This window comes from Maribacter confluentis (genome assembly GCF_030505015.1).
GTDB lineage: Bacteria > Bacteroidota > Bacteroidia > Flavobacteriales > Flavobacteriaceae > Maribacter > Maribacter sedimenticola.
On sequence record NZ_JAUKUC010000001.1, the window covers coordinates 4135476 to 4152147 of the forward strand.

The 16672-nt window shown below is 32.6% G+C and carries 23 protein-coding genes; 1 reads left to right on the top strand and 22 read right to left on the bottom strand.

Annotation, left to right across the window (positions count from 1 at the left end; all coding sequences use genetic code 11):
* Window positions 1–115: 115 nt before the first annotated feature.
* From Q2T41_RS18010 to Q2T41_RS18115, 22 genes are all read right to left on the bottom strand, one after another.
* Window positions 116–535: a hypothetical protein gene (locus Q2T41_RS18010; protein ID WP_304437210.1), complete on the bottom strand. Its 420-nt coding sequence runs from the start codon at window positions 533–535 to the stop codon at window positions 116–118.
* Between the two features lie 223 nt (window positions 536–758).
* The gene (locus Q2T41_RS18015) at window positions 759–1340 is read right to left on the bottom strand and encodes a hypothetical protein (protein WP_304437211.1); all 582 of its coding nucleotides are present in this window, start codon (window positions 1338–1340) and stop codon (window positions 759–761) included.
* Entirely contained in the window at window positions 1337–1693 is a 357-nt protein-coding gene (locus Q2T41_RS18020; protein WP_304437212.1) for a hypothetical protein, read from the bottom strand. Before Q2T41_RS18020 ends, Q2T41_RS18015 begins: the two co-directional genes overlap by 4 nt.
* A gap of 255 nt (window positions 1694–1948) precedes the next feature.
* The gene (locus Q2T41_RS18025) at window positions 1949–2461 is read right to left on the bottom strand and encodes an Imm44 family immunity protein (protein ID WP_304437213.1); all 513 of its coding nucleotides are present in this window, start codon (window positions 2459–2461) and stop codon (window positions 1949–1951) included.
* A gap of 221 nt (window positions 2462–2682) precedes the next feature.
* Window positions 2683–3138 (bottom strand): hypothetical protein, encoded by a 456-nt coding sequence (locus Q2T41_RS18030; RefSeq protein WP_304437214.1) that lies wholly within the window; start codon window positions 3136–3138, stop codon window positions 2683–2685.
* A gap of 208 nt (window positions 3139–3346) precedes the next feature.
* Window positions 3347–3817: a hypothetical protein gene (locus Q2T41_RS18035; protein WP_304437215.1), complete on the bottom strand. Its 471-nt coding sequence runs from the start codon at window positions 3815–3817 to the stop codon at window positions 3347–3349.
* A 153-nt stretch (window positions 3818–3970) separates the two neighbouring features.
* Entirely contained in the window at window positions 3971–4225 is a 255-nt protein-coding gene (locus Q2T41_RS18040) for a hypothetical protein (protein ID WP_304437216.1), read from the bottom strand.
* Window positions 4222–4575 (bottom strand): biotin/lipoyl-containing protein, encoded by a 354-nt coding sequence (locus Q2T41_RS18045; protein WP_304437217.1) that lies wholly within the window; start codon window positions 4573–4575, stop codon window positions 4222–4224. The genes Q2T41_RS18040 and Q2T41_RS18045 overlap by 4 nt, the downstream gene beginning before the upstream one ends.
* A 755-nt stretch (window positions 4576–5330) precedes the next feature.
* Window positions 5331–5855, bottom strand: coding sequence for a hypothetical protein (locus tag Q2T41_RS18050; RefSeq protein ID WP_304437218.1), 525 nt, complete (start codon window positions 5853–5855; stop codon window positions 5331–5333).
* Window positions 5856–6071: 216 nt separating this feature from the next.
* A complete protein-coding gene (locus Q2T41_RS18055) occupies window positions 6072–6539 on the bottom strand; it encodes a hypothetical protein (protein ID WP_304437219.1) in 468 nt (155 codons plus the stop codon).
* Between the two features lie 135 nt (window positions 6540–6674).
* On the bottom strand, window positions 6675–7289 hold the full coding sequence (locus Q2T41_RS18060; RefSeq protein WP_304437220.1) for a hypothetical protein: 615 nt from the start codon (window positions 7287–7289) through the stop codon (window positions 6675–6677).
* 784 nt (window positions 7290–8073) lie between these two features.
* The gene (locus tag Q2T41_RS18065; protein WP_495660024.1) at window positions 8074–8592 is read right to left on the bottom strand and encodes a PH domain-containing protein; all 519 of its coding nucleotides are present in this window, start codon (window positions 8590–8592) and stop codon (window positions 8074–8076) included.
* Between the two features lie 241 nt (window positions 8593–8833).
* Window positions 8834–9712: a hypothetical protein gene (locus tag Q2T41_RS18070; protein WP_304437222.1), complete on the bottom strand. Its 879-nt coding sequence runs from the start codon at window positions 9710–9712 to the stop codon at window positions 8834–8836.
* 178 nt (window positions 9713–9890) lie between these two features.
* Window positions 9891–10652 (bottom strand): 3-keto-alpha-glucoside-1,2-lyase-like domain-containing protein, encoded by a 762-nt coding sequence (locus Q2T41_RS18075; RefSeq protein WP_304437223.1) that lies wholly within the window; start codon window positions 10650–10652, stop codon window positions 9891–9893.
* A gap of 89 nt (window positions 10653–10741) precedes the next feature.
* Window positions 10742–11329 (bottom strand): Crp/Fnr family transcriptional regulator, encoded by a 588-nt coding sequence (locus Q2T41_RS18080; RefSeq protein WP_304437224.1) that lies wholly within the window; start codon window positions 11327–11329, stop codon window positions 10742–10744.
* Entirely contained in the window at window positions 11310–11459 is a 150-nt protein-coding gene (locus Q2T41_RS18085; RefSeq protein ID WP_304437225.1) for a hypothetical protein, read from the bottom strand. The genes Q2T41_RS18080 and Q2T41_RS18085 overlap by 20 nt, the downstream gene beginning before the upstream one ends.
* A gap of 94 nt (window positions 11460–11553) precedes the next feature.
* On the bottom strand, window positions 11554–12144 hold the full coding sequence (locus Q2T41_RS18090) for a hypothetical protein (protein WP_304437226.1): 591 nt from the start codon (window positions 12142–12144) through the stop codon (window positions 11554–11556).
* 154 nt (window positions 12145–12298) lie between these two features.
* Complete coding sequence (locus tag Q2T41_RS18095) at window positions 12299–13213, bottom strand: hypothetical protein (protein ID WP_304437227.1); 915 nt, start codon at window positions 13211–13213, stop codon at window positions 12299–12301.
* 51 nt (window positions 13214–13264) lie between these two features.
* The gene (locus Q2T41_RS18100) at window positions 13265–13447 is read right to left on the bottom strand and encodes a hypothetical protein (RefSeq protein WP_291788605.1); all 183 of its coding nucleotides are present in this window, start codon (window positions 13445–13447) and stop codon (window positions 13265–13267) included.
* 69 nt (window positions 13448–13516) lie between these two features.
* Window positions 13517–13915, bottom strand: a complete 399-nt coding sequence (locus tag Q2T41_RS18105) for a hypothetical protein (protein ID WP_304437228.1) — start codon at window positions 13913–13915, stop codon at window positions 13517–13519.
* Between the two features lie 170 nt (window positions 13916–14085).
* Window positions 14086–15006 (bottom strand): DUF2268 domain-containing putative Zn-dependent protease, encoded by a 921-nt coding sequence (locus Q2T41_RS18110; RefSeq protein WP_304437229.1) that lies wholly within the window; start codon window positions 15004–15006, stop codon window positions 14086–14088.
* 226 nt (window positions 15007–15232) lie between these two features.
* Window positions 15233–15736, bottom strand: coding sequence for a hypothetical protein (locus Q2T41_RS18115; protein WP_304437230.1), 504 nt, complete (start codon window positions 15734–15736; stop codon window positions 15233–15235).
* Between the two features lie 250 nt (window positions 15737–15986).
* Here Q2T41_RS18115 and Q2T41_RS18120 point away from each other — a divergent pair, with 250 nt between their 5' ends.
* Entirely contained in the window at window positions 15987–16538 is a 552-nt protein-coding gene (locus tag Q2T41_RS18120; protein ID WP_304437231.1) for a hypothetical protein, read from the top strand.
* Window positions 16539–16672 lie beyond the last annotated feature (134 nt).

Consider the following 16672-nt stretch of genomic DNA (forward strand, 5'->3'; position numbering starts at 1 on the left):
GGGTTAATATGCGTTAATTTTCGGTTAAGCACGGACGTTAGCAATTCCGAGTGGATTCGGACGTAGTCGAATCCGCCGTAATTGCGGTTATACATTGTTGTGCATAGTGTTTTTATTATTTTTTAGTTCCAATTTCATTTATTTCATCTAGTTTTTCAGTCCGATTTATGAACAAAAATGGCAGTCCAATTCCAATTCCGATTATGATTGTTGAGTATAAAAAGAACGGTTCACTTATCAAATATTGTGGTATTAAAGGATTGTCAGGTTTCCCAATATAGGTCAATATGTAAAGTCCGATTGCGATTGTAATAATTACGAAAAGAATTATTATTAAAACGTCTTTTATTAAGTCGGCTGTTTTAAATTCCATTCGTTTTGAATTTAATAACATTCCGAAAATTGGAATTGAAGAAATAGCAAAATAGTCCAAATTATTAAAATTAAGTCCAAAAAAATATCCAGTCATCTTTTGAAGAGAGTCATTAAGTCCAAATGGATTAATTATTCCAAAAAAGAAGAGGAAGAAAATCAAAGCCGAAATTCCGCCAATGAGTTATTTTATTTTATTCGGGATTTTATTCAATTCGATTGGTTTTTGCGGTTGGGTTACATTATGCACAACGTGTTTGTATAAGATTAGTTGCGTTGTTTAAGCACCTAATTCAGCAAGTACGCACCTAACTGAAAATCCGCGAGGATTTTCAGAAGTAGGCGAGAACAAGCAATTACTTATAGCCAATGTTAGGTGCAGTTTTTTATTTAACGTTCCATTCAAAACCTTTTGTAGAAAACGTAATGTTATCCATTCCAGAGTCAAAAAATTCTGCTTCAATCATTAATTTTTCGGAAGTTTTTAACTTGGAAATAATTTTTGAAACACTTCCAAGAAAAACTACATCCGAACTTCCAGATGATGAATGATTTGCTGATACTCTAATTGGTGCTTCATCATCAAATTTGATACGATAAGTTTTTTCTCCAGAAAAGCCAGAAATAAATTGACATTTAGAACAAGATAGATAGACATCGTTACTTCCTTTCCAATTTCTGACGCTCAATGTAAAGTCTGAATTACCATAAGGAAAATCAAATTTGATTGAGTTATCAGAATTTATATAAGCAACAGTTCTTTTAGTATTGTCCATTTCATCGATGTCTTCTGAATATCTCCAATTTGTTTTATTTTCCTCTTCAGAACCTTCAGAATTTTCATTTGTTGTTGACGTTGTGGAATTTGAAGATGATGATGTTTCTTCATCGTCCATACTGCCAAATGCAATAAATACAAATAGTGCCAAAGCAGAAGCTGAAATCAAGTGTCGTAAATTTTTTTTCATTGAAATTTAAATTTTAAGTTAATGGTTTTTGTGAAAAATATGAATGGTAAAGTCATTCCGAAAATGTAAAAAAGCAAGTCGGTCAAATCGAATGTTCCAACCACAAGTCCAAATAGTTGTCCAATTTCGCTACCGATTGCCAAAATTGGGATTATTAAAATCCACAAGGTATTTTTAAGTGAAACAGAATTTTGCCAAATTGCCAACATTAAGCAGACATACGAGAAAATCCAAAGTCCGTCAGGAAGTGAGAACAAAATCCATTCAGGAATTTGATTGGCAAATTTAAAAGTCAATTTTCGCATCACGTTTGTCAGTCCGCTTAAACCAATTGTTTCGTACCAACCGAACATTCTGAGTGTCGCAGTTCTAAACAGCACGTAAATCAGTCCACCGAAAAGCAAGGTCAAAAAACTCCCAAAAAATAATTGTCTTTTCATTTAGTTTCAAATCTGTAAAATGTGCAAAATAGAAAATTTGGTTTGTTGTTTTTTACGGTTTTTCTCATTTAGCCGAATTTTTGTCTCAAATTGCACCTAACGGTCTCGGCTATGATTTCGTTGTGGAATCATCCGCAGGATTATTCCGCCGAAATCCAGCCGTTTGATTTATAAATTTAACTTTGATTTAGCTCTCTGCCACAATGAATTATAGCCATTGTTAGCTACTGGCTTTTTTTCTATTTTTTTATAATTCAGCGATTTTTTCACATCAGCTATTAGTTGCACAATGTCAAAATCCAATTTATTTCGCTTTACTTTTAATTCTACAAGTCCAAGTTTTTCGACTATCGATTCCGCAAAGAATTGTTGTCGGTCAGTTTCAGATAATTTGAAGAAATTTTCGTTATCCAGAATTATAGGAATTCCGATAGATTTTTCCTTTGGTCTATAATTTTCTATTTCTCTCAAATTTTTCCTCAAATAAGGAATTGGTTTTACATAAACCTGAAATAAAATTATTTGGAGTCCTTGTCCGTAATTTTTCCACTTCAGATGAGCGAGTTTATTTTTCAGTCCGCTGTCACTCCACAAATAGTCTTTGACTAATTCTTGGTCAGTTTCATCAGCATTAAAACTGGCAAAAAATCCAATTATATTTTCGTCATTCTTTTCGGTCATCTTTTTTCAGCTTGTAGCTAACGGTTGAGATATGAACAGTACGGGAGCAAACTAGCGTTTGCTTTCCGCCATACGCATAGCGAAATCTTTTTGTTTTGTTTTTTCTTTTTTTGTGTTAAAGCGAAATCCCAAAGATTTCGCGACATTATAAAAATATGCAAACCTTAGCGTTTAAGACCTAAGCCCATATTGTTTATAGGTTGTGTTACCCAAAGTATTTTTTAGTTCTGATAGTTAAATTTCTTACCACCATCTTGAACTTCAATTTTAACAATACTATCCATTGGGATTTCCCTTTTTAGTCCCTGAGCAAATCTTGAGCGTCCGCCTTTTAGAATATTATTTTCCAGAATAACCGTATCGAAATATAGAATATACTTTTTTCCATTTTTGTGAGTAACACGCATTTCTATTGATGGCGAATTGCTCAGATACATTTCTTGTCCAGTTTTATCAAACACCACAAGTCGGTCAATGTCATTTGCTGAATATTTTATTTTTCCAAACGTTAATGGATTGTTTATTTCGACATCTTTTTTGTTTTCCGAATTTGTATTTTTCATTTGTTCACGAAAACTATCTACAGGAATAGTATAAGTCTTACAGGATACCCCTAAAGCAATCAACATAAGTCCGCAAAATTTAATTATTTCACTTTTAAATTTTAGTTTTTTCATATTTTGGGTAACGTTTAGTATATGGCAAGTAGGGCAGCAGAAAGCGATAAACTTTCGAGTTTGCACTTAGCCAAAGCGTTGTATTTTGTTTTTAATTTATTCATTCTTAAAAGCCAAATCAACGATTTGGCGGTATTTGTAAGTAGCACTGAACTTTCGTAAACCACGAACGCCCTATTTGCTATATACAGTGTTACCCATAGTTTTTTTACATTCTACCCTGGTCGTATATTTCAAATTCAAATAAGTCTTTTGAGTCAAACCCATATACCTTAGTCAAGATTTTTATTGCTATTTCTTCAGCTTTGTTTTTATCATTTCCTACGTTTAATGCATAGCAAGGGATTCCGTCCCATTCATAGTACTTAAAGTCTTTTGAAATTTTAAGAGCAGTGAATCTGTTCTGATTGTCCTTTTCGTTATCGAAGGTCACATTAAATGAGAAATTAAAGGTGTTTTCTTCAGTTCGCGCTTGTTCAATTAATCCACCGTGAACAATTTGAAGAATAACAACATTGTCTTTTATGATATTTATCAAGAATGCGTTATTTGATTTCTCAAATCTATTTGCTGTAATTGTCAAGGTATTTATTAGACCTGTTTGCAATTCTTCGGTTTGAGCTTTTCCTCCAACTGTGATTCCAAAGATTGCTAAAATCGATAATAGTATTTTCTTCATTTTCATTAATTATGGGTAACGGTTCGGCTATGATTTCGTTGTGGACATTTCCAACGGAAATTGTCCGTATGAAATCCAGCCGTTTAAAAGTAACAAATTTTCAGGTTAGGGCAGAGGGAGCAATGAATTATAGCCAGTGTTGTAGCAAGTTTTTTAATTCCAAAGTGACCAAAATCCAATTCCTATCGCTAGCCATAAAAAGAAAACAATTCCAAGAGTTTTGTGGTATTTGTTTTTTAGCTTTTTGTCAGTTGCTTTTCTTGCCTGAAAATCTGCCATCATTTTAAAGCTGGAATTGAACATTGGATATCTGTAACCAAGTTTTTCCATTTGTAATCGCATCCAGTATATAATTCCACCTCCGAAGAGTGCGGCTATCCAAACAAGTAAGATTACCAAGTCCGTCATTGGAGTTTAGTGTTTTTAGAACCAATAATTTCAGCTAAGATTTGACCACCTTCAACTTTTTGACCAATTCTTTTGAAGTAATTCAATTTTCCGCCCACAAAGGATTCAAACTCGAATCTTTGAGTTTTATCCTCCACAGCCCCGATCACATCTCCAGGTCGAACCATCTGTCCTTTTTTAAAGAACCATTCTTTAATTATCCAGTCATTTCCATTACCTAATTCCTTAGGGAAAATAATATTTTCAGATTCTCCGTATTCAAGAAAACGACCATTTAATTCCGCATCAGTTTTCAAATTTGAAGTATCTAGACCAAGTTTGTCCATCTGTTTTAAAAACCAATTTCTCATTCAGGCAAAATTTGCTACAACGTCTAGGCTATGGCAAGTAGGGCGGGCAAAGAAACTTTTCGTTTCCATCTAAACTGTGAGCCAGAGCTTTTTGTTTTGTAATTATTTTTTCTTTTTTAATTGCCAAATCCAAAAGATTTGGCGGACTTAGTAAACAAGCCCAAGCTATTAAATATAGCACTTTATGCCCTATTTGTTATAGCCATTGTTACCTGCTGGTTCTTCTTTTATATCCAATCAATATGTTTATTAGGAAAATTATCAATCCAATTAGAATAAAAAAAATATTTGCAAACAAGATTGAATCATCTGGATATGAGGTATTTGTATAATATACGTCATCTTTTGGTCCACCAATTATTATGTTATTAAAAAACGGAATAATAAATAAAATGAAATGAACAAGTATTAAAACCACGAAAAACTTAAATCCTATTTTTTCTAATAGGTAATATATCAATCCGATTAATGCAAATCCAATAGAAACAATAACGTATAAATAAAATTGGCTAATAACGAAATAAGTATCGTGAAAATTGATGTCAATTACTTTATTTTGATTCGAAAAACCAATCAATATCATTATTGGAACTGTCCAAAGAAAAATCCGATTTAAAATTGTTTTTCTAATGTTCATTGAACTTGCAGGTAACGGTTTGTGTATGATTAGTTGCGGACTTTTCCAACGGAAAACGTCCGCCTGGTTCTAAAGATAATTGATTGCAGGAATTTCCAACTGGAAATTCCGACCGCAATTAATTATACACTTTGTTAGGCGCAGTTTTTTTTCTTTTCCATATAATCACAGCTACTATTATTAGCAAAATTATCATGAGAAACATAAGTCCATATGCCGTTTCAGCATGGTTTTTCAGTCCATTTAGTTGTTCCCATTGTTTTCCATCTGCAGATAATGGCGGATAAATTGTAAATCCGTCTGTAGTTTTTTCAGAGGTAGGAAGGAAATATTTTTCAAGTCCATTCGCAACTTTGGCAATTCCATAAATTCCGATTACTGATATGAACAGAAATATTATGGTCAATTGATTTTTAAGTCCATTGTATTCTTTGGATAATAAAAATCTTATGAAATAAATAATTCCGCCGGCTATGCTAAATAGAGAAATAAAAATCCATAAAATCCAAAGCAATTCTGAGTATTCGAAGCCTAGCGTCCAATTGTAGTTTTGAAATTGGGACAAGACGATAAAAGTGAGCCCCAAAGCACAGACCCCAATTAGTAGAATCCATTTAATTTCCGATTTCCATTTCGTGCTCATTTGAAATTGCGCCTAACGTTGCAGCTATGAGTAGTGCGGAGGAAAGGAATCATTTTCGATTCCGTCTTCGCACGTAGCAAAAGCTTTTTGTTTTGTTTTAATTTTTTTCGTCATAGCAAAATCCTAAAGATTTTGCGGACATATTAAATATACGCAAACCATTGAATTAAATACAAAACTCTGCATTACTTCATAGGTATTGTTAGCCATAGTTTTTTATTTTTCAATCAATTCAGTTTTATATTCGAGCCAAATAGTCAAAATATTTTCGGCATTTTCAATTTCAACATATTTGTTGGTTTCAATTATACGCAGCGAGAGATTTTCAGTCAACTTATATTCCGCTTTTTTTGTTTTTTCCCATATTGGTTCGATTGACTGTTTTTGCAATTCATTTTCGTTTATGAAGCATTTTCCAATCAAGTAATATGGGATAACATATAAATGATAATCATCATAATCGTGTGGCATTAACTCGTCCATTCCTTGTCCAACTGCTTTTGTTAAATCAATTCCTAGTTGTTTTTCAAGTCCGTTTAGTTCAGATAGTACACCAGAAATTTTACTAACATAATTTAGGCAATCAGGACAGTCACATATAAATCCGTTTTGAGATTTATAGAACTTTTCCGTTGCGTTTCGGTCAATTTCTAATTTTATATTACCTAATTCTACGGTTGTCATTCAATTATGGCTAACGGTTTTGGCTATGGATTCGTTGCGGAATGGTTCGGCAGAACTATTCCGCCGAAAACCAAAGTTAGCAAACACGCAGGAATTTCCGAGAGGAAATTCCGCCGCAATGAGCTATAGCCGTTGTTACACCACGTTTTTAATTCCGATTTTATATTTATCCGCTGTTTCTCTATCGAAAACAACAGTCAAATGGTCTTGCATTCCGATTATTCTTCCGTCCCTAATTTCAAGAGCAGAAATCCACAATTCTTTTCCATTTTCAAATTCAATTCGAACATCTTGCGGATAGTAATTTTTTTTGTCATCGTTAATCAAATTCCAATAAGACCAACAGCTTTTAATTCCGCTGATTTTCACTCCGATTAATTCAGTCCATTTTTGATTACTATTCGCTTTATATTTTTTCGCTCCATTTTCGGTGCTAAATTCTGTCAATATATTCCCTTTCCGAAATTTGACATCGTATTGGGTGTATTCATTTCCCCACACAAAATAGAATTTCAATTTGTCAGATGTTACGAATTCAAGTCCGTAATCTAACGAGTGATATTCGGTTTCATTCCACGTTGGCTCTCCGTAATCTATTTCGTAATAGTTTACGTCCACAATCGACTTTCCAATTAATTGTCTAATCGGTTTCTCGTATTTATTAACTTCTATTTCGATTGTGTTTTTCAAATGTGGTGTAACGTTTAAGCTAAGATTAGTTGCGTTGTGAAATCCGGCAGGATTTCCCATCGCGAACTAAGATAGCAAAATAGCTCTAGATTTTCCATCGGAAAATCCGGAGCAATTAATTTTAGGTATTGTTAGCGGTATTAAGCAACCCGACTCAACCTCAATAAAGACAAGCGAAAAGAACAATACCCGTAGATTTTGCCGCTTTTTCCATCCAGCGACAAACCTTGTTGAGATAAACATAGTTTAGAAGGCTTATTTAACTTAAACAAATAGTGACAAGCCAAAAGTCCGACTGCGTAACGATTGCGCACAGATTGCGTACTGGCGGCAAAAGGGAAGACCCTGAAAGCTGCTCTTTTTTTAACACAAACCAAAAGATTTGGGCAGACTTAAAATACAAAACTGAAGATTTTTTGCTTTTCTGATAAACGTTACTACTTGCGAACTGTTTGTTTTTTTAGCACGTAAAAGGAAAAAAGGAGTGGAGTAGAAGTTGCTCTAATTTTTTAAGAGCTTATTACGGCTAACGTCTAAGCTATGATTAGTGCGGCGAAGAAACCCGACGGATTTCCAGCTACGCGCTAAGCTAAAGCTTTTGGTTTTGATTTGTTTTTTGTTTTATCCAAAGCTAAATCCAACAGATTTAGCGACTTTATAAATATACACAGACCTCACGAATAAGACACAAGTCCGCATTAATTATAGGTATTGTTACCACACGTATTTTCTTTACAACACCGTTTTAAATTCGCTTTTATTCCGTTAAGATTGGTCCTTATGCATTAACTAGCTAAACAGTCCATCTGCATAACGGTTGCGTTTGAGTCGAGTCCATTAATTATTAATATTTTCTAGGAATAGATTTTAATTTTATGCCTTCTTTCATATCAAATTTCTTTATATATGGAAATACACGAAACCTATATTTTGTATTCCTTATTATTGGTGCATCATGTATAAAGTCCTTTAATAGGTTAGACAAATAGTATCTATCACCATTTTTAAATTGTAAGTCCCAATATCCAAAATCTGAAAAAATTACTGAATGCCTACTTTTATTATCAACTGTATTTTTATAGTTATAAGCTAAATGATAATTGGATTTTTTTACTTCATTGAAATGATAGCTTTTTCTAATTCCATTTTGAGTAATGGTAATTAAATTGGAATCGGTATCTGATTCAAAATCAATGTTTTTGTTTTCTGAATAATAATTAAAAATTAAAATTATGGGTAGTATATTAATAAGCAATATCAAGCCGAATAGTATTCCAAAAAAATCGTTAAACATTTCTGTGTTTTGTGGATAACATAATGCCAGAATTATTAGATATAAACCAAATGTAATTGCCATGTACATCAGATTACGTCTAAGTAGGTTATGTAGTAATTGCTTTTTTTTCAAAATGTGTGGTAACGGTTCGGCTAAGCGTAGTGCGGAGGCAAGGAAACTTTTTGTTTCCGTCTGCGCACGAAGTTAAAGCTTATTGTTTTGCTTTTTCTTTTTTTGTCCAAAGCTAAATCCATAAGATTTAGCGACATAATAAATATACACAGACCTTTCGGTTAAGCCCTAAAGTCCGCATTACGTTTAGGTATTGTTATATGCTGGCTTTTTTTCGTTTGAATTTATAACGACCTGATTTTAGGTCATTATCCAATTCTTGAATTAGTTGTTCCACCTCCCTCAAGTCCGCATGTTGATAATTAAATTCCTCGGCTTGCTCGCTAACAAAATGGTTTATTTCTCTTTCCTGAATTTTAATGAAATTATACTTTGACAAGTCAGAGCTTTTAGGGTCAAAAATCATTATTATAATATCTTCTCGATTATGCTCAGGATATTTTTCAATTGTTATTCCGAAACAGAGCTTAAACTTGCTGTCAAAATAGGGAATCAATACTTTTCTAACCTCGTTAGGTTTCTTCTTTGCATATTTGACCTCCCCTCTTGAGAAAGGAAATTTTTTCACTCTTTTTTTGTTGTATTTGGCACTTTGAAGAAATAATGAATGAATAATTTTGGTGTCTTTGTAGACAAGTAATTTTACCCTTTCCTTCTTTTTTTTCTCAAAGAGATATTCTCCGATATATAGGTCAAATTTGTCCGAGTCCGGATGTGGATTGTCCACAATTAGATTTTCCGGTTTGTAAATTTCATCCGCTATCGTTAAAAAATGTATGGGACTGACATCTCCAGGAAATCTACTTTGATGTTGAAAGACGGTATCTCCGTTTTCTTTTTGTACAGTATAAAGTTTTGTTGACCAATAATTGTGTCTGTCAATGATATGTTGATTTCCTGTGTCTTTATTCCCTTTGATTAATAAAAGTGAATGGCGGTCGGAAACAGCAATTAAAGCAGTATGTGGGTGATGTTCTTTTGGAATTAATCGAGTACCATAGTACATTAATACGGGGTTTTTAAAATTTCCGTACAGAATTTCTTTAATGTCCTCTTTTGTTAGTAATTGCTCCAATAGATGTTCAATTTACCTTTTTTTAAGCTTGCATATAACGGTTTGTGTATGAGCAGTAGCGGATTGCATGCCGTTACTTTTCGGTTTACAATATACTTTAATTATATAAAATAGCGGTTTGAGTGCTAACTCAAACCGCTATTGCTTATACACCTTGTTAGCGACTGGCTTTTCTTAGTTAAATATCATCGATTTTTTCTTGTTTCTCTTGATTTTTCTTCAATGCCCTTTTTGTTATTTTCAAATCTCTGAAATAGCCAATTGTCCCTATGTCAACATATAAACCTATATATCCTTTCTGATTTTTTCCTAACATCTTATTCACAATGAAAGAAGAATATTTCATGTCATTTATAAACATTTCAGCAATTTCACCATTCACTTCAATTCGCATGGTAATCCATTCTTCCAGTGCCACTGGGGCGGAACCTTCATATGTACCTGTTGGGAAATTATCCCTTAAGGTTTGAAATTTAAAATCAGGGTATGAAAAATATTGAACAGTATGATTTCTGGCATATTGGTTATTTATTCTTCCTACTTTGGGGCGTACATAAATAGATTCCCATTCAGAATCGTCTTCAGCAATTCTAAAATATACTCCAATAAAGCCTGCAATACCCGGATAAGGCGCAGGATTCTGTAATTGGCTATACATTTTCACTTCTATAGTTCCATTTTCAAAATCATTTAAATCAATTAGGCGAGCATAATGACGATCGTCTACCGTGGATTCTAAATTGTTTTCATCGAAAGGAAGTGCCTCTAAATCTCGCTCAATTTTCAACACTTTTTTGCCTTTAAGTTTGATGACTTTTCCAGTTACATTATGTAATTCAAAAGTTTGTTTCTTAAACTCAAGTTGTTTGTATTCCTGACTATAACCAACGTGTAGACATAATACTAAAGTTAAAGTTAAAATGATTTTATATTTTTTCATGGTTCATTATTTTATTTTACAAAGGTAATATCGGCTTAAAGCTTCCACCCATAAGATAGGTTAAGAAATAATCTTAATGTAGATTAAGACTATCGCTGTTTTGTGGAGATTTCTTTTCTGATTTTGCTTAGGAATTCGGAGGTTACCCCTATGTAAGACGCAATTTGAACATTTGAAATTCGATTGATAAGTTGGGGGAATCGGTTTAAAAATTCTATATACCTTTCTTCAGCAGTGGAGCTTATATTCTGCAACACTCTTTTTTGACTGGATATTAAAGCATTTTCACATAAAACTCTAAAAATGTGGTTAAACTTTGGATATTCTGTAAATAATTTAAATTGGTCCTCTTTCTTGATTTGATAGACAATTGAATGTTCAATTGCTTCAATATTTAACCTACTCGGTTGTCCAAAATAAAAACTTTCCATGTCGAGAATCCACCCGTTTTCTATTGCAAATTGTAGGTTATGTTCTTTACCTTGATCATCTACCAAAAACATTCTAAAACAACCTTCAACTACAAATGTATTCAATTGGCAAACATCTCCTTGCTGAAGAATATATTGCTTTCTTCTAACCTTTTTTTCTGTGAAAACCGTTTCTAGAAATTCAACTTCCATTTCATCTAACAGAAGATGTTTCGAAAAATAGGTTTTAAGTGGTACAATATTCATTTTCTTTTTTCAGCTTGTCGCTAACGGTCTCGGCTATGATTAGTGTGGGGCGGTGATTTACAATTCCCATTGCGCCATAGCCCGAAGCCAAATCTTTTTGTTTTGTTTTAATTTTTCTTGTCTTAAGCAAAATCTCAAAGATTTTGCGACCTCTTAAATATACACAGATCTTGGCGTTAGAACTTAAAACCCACATTAATTATAGGCATTGTTGTAAAACGTTTTTACTTTTTCTTAATGTCGTTACGAATGTCTTTTAGATAACCTTTTAGGATTTTGTAATGTTCTTCGTAGATTTCTTTTTGCCGTTTGGCTTTTACTGTTATTTGTCCAATTTTGTTTTCTATAACCTCCAAAGAATCCTCTTTATTTACTTTTAAATCAAGGATTTCTTGATTAAGCTTAAAAGTCTCAGATACTAAATCGATAGATTTTTCGTCTATAATTTCATAAAAGATATTAATATGATGATGCTCGAAGTGAGGAAATTTTTTAAGTTTTTCAGAATAAAATTCAACCTGTTTGTTCAAATCATCAATCATTTGAGGATTAGGGCTATCAACATTAGTTAGAAAATTGAGTTGTTGAATTATTAAGTTGTAATAATTTAATTGCTCCAAATAGTATTCGCTTGCTTTCTTTGCGGCGTGTATCTTTTCTTTTAGTATAAATCCATTTAACTCCCTTTTGTGTCCGAGTCGGTCTTTATATAATTGAAAGATATTATTTAAAAATCCACCGGCAAAAGCACTTATTAATGCTATTAGAGAAGCGCCAATAGCTGGATAATCTTTTAATAAATTCAGTAGGTCCATTTAAATGTTTTACAACGTGCGGATATGTGTACAATTACATATATCCCATATTAGGGGTAATTTAATAAATCTGCAGCAAATACCTATTCTCTCTCGGTTGAACTGTATGATATACGACTAGCAGCGATTAAACATTTGACTTAATAACAATCGTTTATTTGAACTTTTGCATGTTTAGGAAATTTTCTAAGTCCATACTGACATTATTCTTTGGTCCAGGTGGACACTCTTTTTGATATTGTTCAACACAGAGTTTGCAAAGTATATTGTATGTCATTTCTAGTAATGGTAATAAGTCACTCAATAGAGGTCTTGGGATAAGATAATTATCAAAATCATCATGCGCCACTAATTTATCTCTGATGGTCTTAAATGTTTTAATGTTGTCTTTATTCTTCAACAAAGAACTTTCAATTTCGCTCAAAGAATTGGCAGAAATATTGATGTTTCCGACAAATTTTTTATTCTTAATCCTATTCACTAAGTTCCAGAAACTATAATGATTATTTTGCCCTTCAGTTATCAATTTAGAAATTTCTAATACACAGGTTCTGGCACATACTATTCTTATAAATTTTAATGACATTGAATTAGATACAATTCTCATTTCTTCACCTCTATCTTTATGAAATAAGTAGTCAGCGTGATGATAGGCCGTCAAAGCAAGTTCATAGATTCGCCATGTCAATTCCAACTCATGTTCCAAAACTCCATATATATTAAGAATTGATTTTTTTTGAATCCTATCCAACAAAATGTCGCCATTGTCATATTCTTCAGGCGCAAGTAAATGCAAAAGAGACCAAATTGGGCTTGTTATATGTGTAATACCATATGGTCTCAATGCAGATGGTCCTAGATTAAATAATTCTGGATTCAATTTGAATGCTTCAATTCCTACAATGATTTTTTTAAAGGGAATTGAAGTTTCTTGACCATTTTCGCGCTTCACATACACGTAATTACTGGTCTCACGTAAATACTCAAAACTATTGAACCCTTCTACTCTTGAGATTCCACTATCACAAAAGCGCTGCAAAATTTTACCTAGTAATATATTAGAGTTCATCCTTTATTTGAACTTTTACTATTATAAATGAAATCCATAAACATCTTAAATTCAAACCCCATACCCCTTTCCAAACATCATCATAAACCACAAGAAAAACAAACCCGTTAACAATCCTACTCCGATAATTGAATAGGCTAAGATGTCGAAAATTTTTCTATCACTTCTCTTAATACCAAAAGCAATCAATATGATTACTACAAAAGCCAATAAAACAAAAATTACACTAGTCATTCTTTAATTGAACTTTAGAGGATTTGGACTAGGGCTTTTCATAGGAGGTTTTGTTGTAAAATGTATTTTTTAGATATTGTGAATCCGTCCCTTTAGTTTTTTCCGATTGAAGGAACTAACTCTTACTTGGTCTTGTTTTTTTATAATTCCGTATGCGACTACTGGGACAAGTAAAAATCCTCCAACTATGAAAATTACATAATGATTCCGACTTCCTGTAAATATTGGGCTTACAAATAAGAACATAAGTGGTGTGCCAATTAAGAAAATAAGTCCGGCACCAAATTTCGCTAAATTCGATTCTTTTGCGTTAAGTTCGTCCACGTGAAAATCCGTAGTCCGTCCACAATTTTTACAAGTCAGTTTTTTATTCTCTCCGTCTTGCATCGCAAACTCCACTCGAGTATTCGCATTTGTTGAATATCCGAGTTCATTTTCACATTTAGGACATTTTACGTAAACTTTCATTTATTTGAAGTGGGTCTTTTAATATGTTTTACAACGGTTTTGTGTAAGCGTCAGTAACGGGAAAATGCGCGAGTATTTTCCGCTGACGCACCTAATTTAGCAAAAACGAGTTGAATTTCCGAGTGGTAAATTCAGCCGTTATTGCGCTTACACGTTGTTAGGCAACGTTATTATTTCAATATTTTACTTTTTCTCAAAACTTTTTTAGGTGACATTTCATAAATCTTTTTCCAAGAATCTTTTCCGTTTCTTTTGACAAATTCATCGACTATTCTAAATCCAATATAATAGCCAACTGCGCCTGGTAGTTTTTCTGAAAATTTGTAGCCTCGATTGGCAAAATTGTCGCTTAGCTTCTCGTTGTTAGATTTATAGTTTTTCTTTAAAAGTTTAGTAAGCTCTTTTTCGTTTTCCAAACAAGCCTTATATTCCGATTCCGTGAAGTCTAATTCTTCGGCTATTATAGTTTTGCCGTCATGAAATAAGTAGCTAACATAGCAAGCAAATCCTTCGTCCAAAATTCTATATAGAACCGCATTGTTTTCCTGTTCCATTGTGTCGGAATAAATTTGGTGATTTATTTCGTGAGGGAAGAAAATTTTAATGTCCTCAAGATTTTTATTCGACTCGTGCGCTAAATCAATGAGCATCGTTCCGTCATCAAATCCGCCTAAGTTTGTCCATTTAGGTCCGAAGAATATATACCATTTTCCTTTCGGTTTTTTACCAGTAAATTTTTCCATTTCTCGAACTGTCTCAAAAAAGTATTGATTAAGTTTTGAAAGGTCGATGCTATTGGCTTTTGTATTGTAGGATTCTAATTCTTTGTATGCAATATTGTTTACCCAATCTGTAAAATCCGATTCGCTACCTAAATATCCGTTCCACAAATAGCTGTTCGGTTTGTAAATTGAGTCAATTAATATTGCATTTCGTTTTTCAACAGGCTCATTTTGAAGCATATTCATTAATTCAATCTGCTTTTGAGAGATGTCAATAATTTCAATTCCAGACTTTTGCTTGTTTTGTGCAGAAACCTTAACCTGTAGAAAAAAACTTAAAAAAAGAAAGTAAATGATTTTTCTATCCATAATTCTCTGTTCTAATGTTGCCTAACGGCTCAGTGTATGAAATCGTAGCGTGTTAAAAGATACTATATTTTCGATTTAGCACTGAGCCAAATTTTTATATTTTGTTTTAATTTTCAGTTTTAAAGCCAAATTAAAAATTTGGTGGTTTAAGCAAATAAAACACAAACCTTTCAGTTTAGCCTTTATTAGCTATGTTTTATACACCGTGTTGTAAGCAGTTTTTGTTTCATTTACCCACGAAATGTTGGTCTTTCAAATCCGCTGGGTATTTAATAGATTTCAAATATTCCCAATCAACATTTTGTCGGATATTTATAAAATCGGTTTCTTTTACTTTTTTATAATTCATAACAAAAAATGTTTCGATATAATCTAACATCATCTCACAAAATCCAATAAATTCTCCTTTTGGATTGTCTTTTATTTTAGAAGCGAAAAATTGAACGGAATAACTTTTAATTGATTCTTTTGAAAATGTGTTTGGTGGAAGAATTACTAAATATTTTTCAATTCCGTCAAAACTTTTCAAGTGTTCTGGGATATTTTTATAATCGGCAGAGTCAAAGAATATTCCGAAACTATGAATCCATTTAGTATTGAGAATAATTTTAAATTCCGACAGTATATTTTCCGCCACAAATTTTTCAAAGTATTCAATTGTTTTATAGTGAATCGGAAGTCTCTCAACTTCGGTTTCATCAAATAATTCAATTTTAAACTTAGTGTTCATTGTTTTTCTTAAATTGCTTACAACGTCTCGGCTAAGCGTAGTGCGGGGGCAAGGAAACTTTTCGTTTCCGTCTGCGCACGAAGCTAAAGCTTATTGTTTAGTTTTTATTTTTCTTGTCCAAAGCTAAATCCATAAGATTTAGCGACCTTATAAATATACACAGACCTTTCGGTTTTACCCTAAAGTCCGCATTACGTTTAGGTTTTGTTGTAAAACGTTTTTTAACACGCAATTATTTAAATTTACAATTATGAACACAGAAATATTATACCAAGCAAAAAAAGAAACGCTTTTCCTCATTAAGGAAGAGGCAGAAAAAAGTTTGTATGGAATACAGAAAATTGAAGATGTAATAACTGACAAGTCCAATGGCTTAATGAGGATTTTGATTAGTTTTTTCATTATAATCTCTGGCTATTCAATAAAGTCTATTACCGAAAATAAACTTGATTTGCTTTTTTACATTGCCTTAGGTTTAGTGGTGTTAATAGGCTGGGTTATTTGGGTTCTATATATAAACATACTACCATTAAAAACAGGTGTTAACGGAACAAATCCATATCAACTACTACAATCAGATATTATTTCAGGAGATAGTAATTCCGACGAATTAAATTTGGTGAGAAACAGAGTTTACAGCTTAGAAAAAGCCATAGAAAAGTCACTAGAATCCCATAAAATCCGTCATTCCAGATTTATGAAAGCTAATAAGATTTTAGTTATAGGACTTTCTGTAATTACAATTCTAACTACTTTGTATCTTTTGGTCCAATTTTTTCCTCCTTGTCAATGTATATCGTAGTATCTCTTAAAGGTGGATTTTCTTGCTCGTTAGAGTCATTTTCTTCGTCTGGCATAATATTTATTTAAATGTTATAAAACGGTTGAACTGGTATGTTTGATTTCTAGTTTGAAGATACTATAAAATGAATAACA

Bases quoted from the DNA above. Each gene is read 5' to 3' on its own strand.
- Q2T41_RS18015 (WP_304437211.1), bottom strand. From the start codon at position 1,340: ATGAAAAAAAATTTACGACACTTGATTTCAGCTTCTGCTTTGGCACTA.
- Q2T41_RS18020 (WP_304437212.1), bottom strand. From the start codon at position 1,693: ATGTTCGGTTGGTACGAAACAATTGGTTTAAGCGGACTGACAAACGTG.
- Q2T41_RS18025 (WP_304437213.1), bottom strand. From the start codon at position 2,461: ATGACCGAAAAGAATGACGAAAATATAATTGGATTTTTTGCCAGTTTT.
- Q2T41_RS18030 (WP_304437214.1), bottom strand. From the start codon at position 3,138: ATGAAAAAACTAAAATTTAAAAGTGAAATAATTAAATTTTGCGGACTT.
- Q2T41_RS18035 (WP_304437215.1), bottom strand. From the start codon at position 3,817: ATGAAGAAAATACTATTATCGATTTTAGCAATCTTTGGAATCACAGTT.
- Q2T41_RS18040 (WP_304437216.1), bottom strand. From the start codon at position 4,225: ATGACGGACTTGGTAATCTTACTTGTTTGGATAGCCGCACTCTTCGGA.
- Q2T41_RS18045 (WP_304437217.1), bottom strand. From the start codon at position 4,575: ATGAGAAATTGGTTTTTAAAACAGATGGACAAACTTGGTCTAGATACT.
- Q2T41_RS18050 (WP_304437218.1), bottom strand. From the start codon at position 5,855: ATGAGCACGAAATGGAAATCGGAAATTAAATGGATTCTACTAATTGGG.
- Q2T41_RS18055 (WP_304437219.1), bottom strand. From the start codon at position 6,539: ATGACAACCGTAGAATTAGGTAATATAAAATTAGAAATTGACCGAAAC.
- Q2T41_RS18060 (WP_304437220.1), bottom strand. From the start codon at position 7,289: ATGGGAAATCCTGCCGGATTTCACAACGCAACTAATCTTAGCTTAAAC.
- Q2T41_RS18065 (WP_495660024.1), bottom strand. From the start codon at position 8,592: ATGTACATGGCAATTACATTTGGTTTATATCTAATAATTCTGGCATTA.
- Q2T41_RS18075 (WP_304437223.1), bottom strand. From the start codon at position 10,652: ATGAAAAAATATAAAATCATTTTAACTTTAACTTTAGTATTATGTCTA.
- Q2T41_RS18080 (WP_304437224.1), bottom strand. From the start codon at position 11,329: ATGAATATTGTACCACTTAAAACCTATTTTTCGAAACATCTTCTGTTA.
- Q2T41_RS18090 (WP_304437226.1), bottom strand. From the start codon at position 12,144: ATGGACCTACTGAATTTATTAAAAGATTATCCAGCTATTGGCGCTTCT.
- Q2T41_RS18095 (WP_304437227.1), bottom strand. From the start codon at position 13,213: ATGAACTCTAATATATTACTAGGTAAAATTTTGCAGCGCTTTTGTGAT.
- Q2T41_RS18100 (WP_291788605.1), bottom strand. From the start codon at position 13,447: ATGACTAGTGTAATTTTTGTTTTATTGGCTTTTGTAGTAATCATATTG.
- Q2T41_RS18105 (WP_304437228.1), bottom strand. From the start codon at position 13,915: ATGAAAGTTTACGTAAAATGTCCTAAATGTGAAAATGAACTCGGATAT.
- Q2T41_RS18110 (WP_304437229.1), bottom strand. From the start codon at position 15,006: ATGGATAGAAAAATCATTTACTTTCTTTTTTTAAGTTTTTTTCTACAG.
- Q2T41_RS18115 (WP_304437230.1), bottom strand. From the start codon at position 15,736: ATGAACACTAAGTTTAAAATTGAATTATTTGATGAAACCGAAGTTGAG.
- Q2T41_RS18120 (WP_304437231.1), top strand. From the start codon at position 15,987: ATGAACACAGAAATATTATACCAAGCAAAAAAAGAAACGCTTTTCCTC.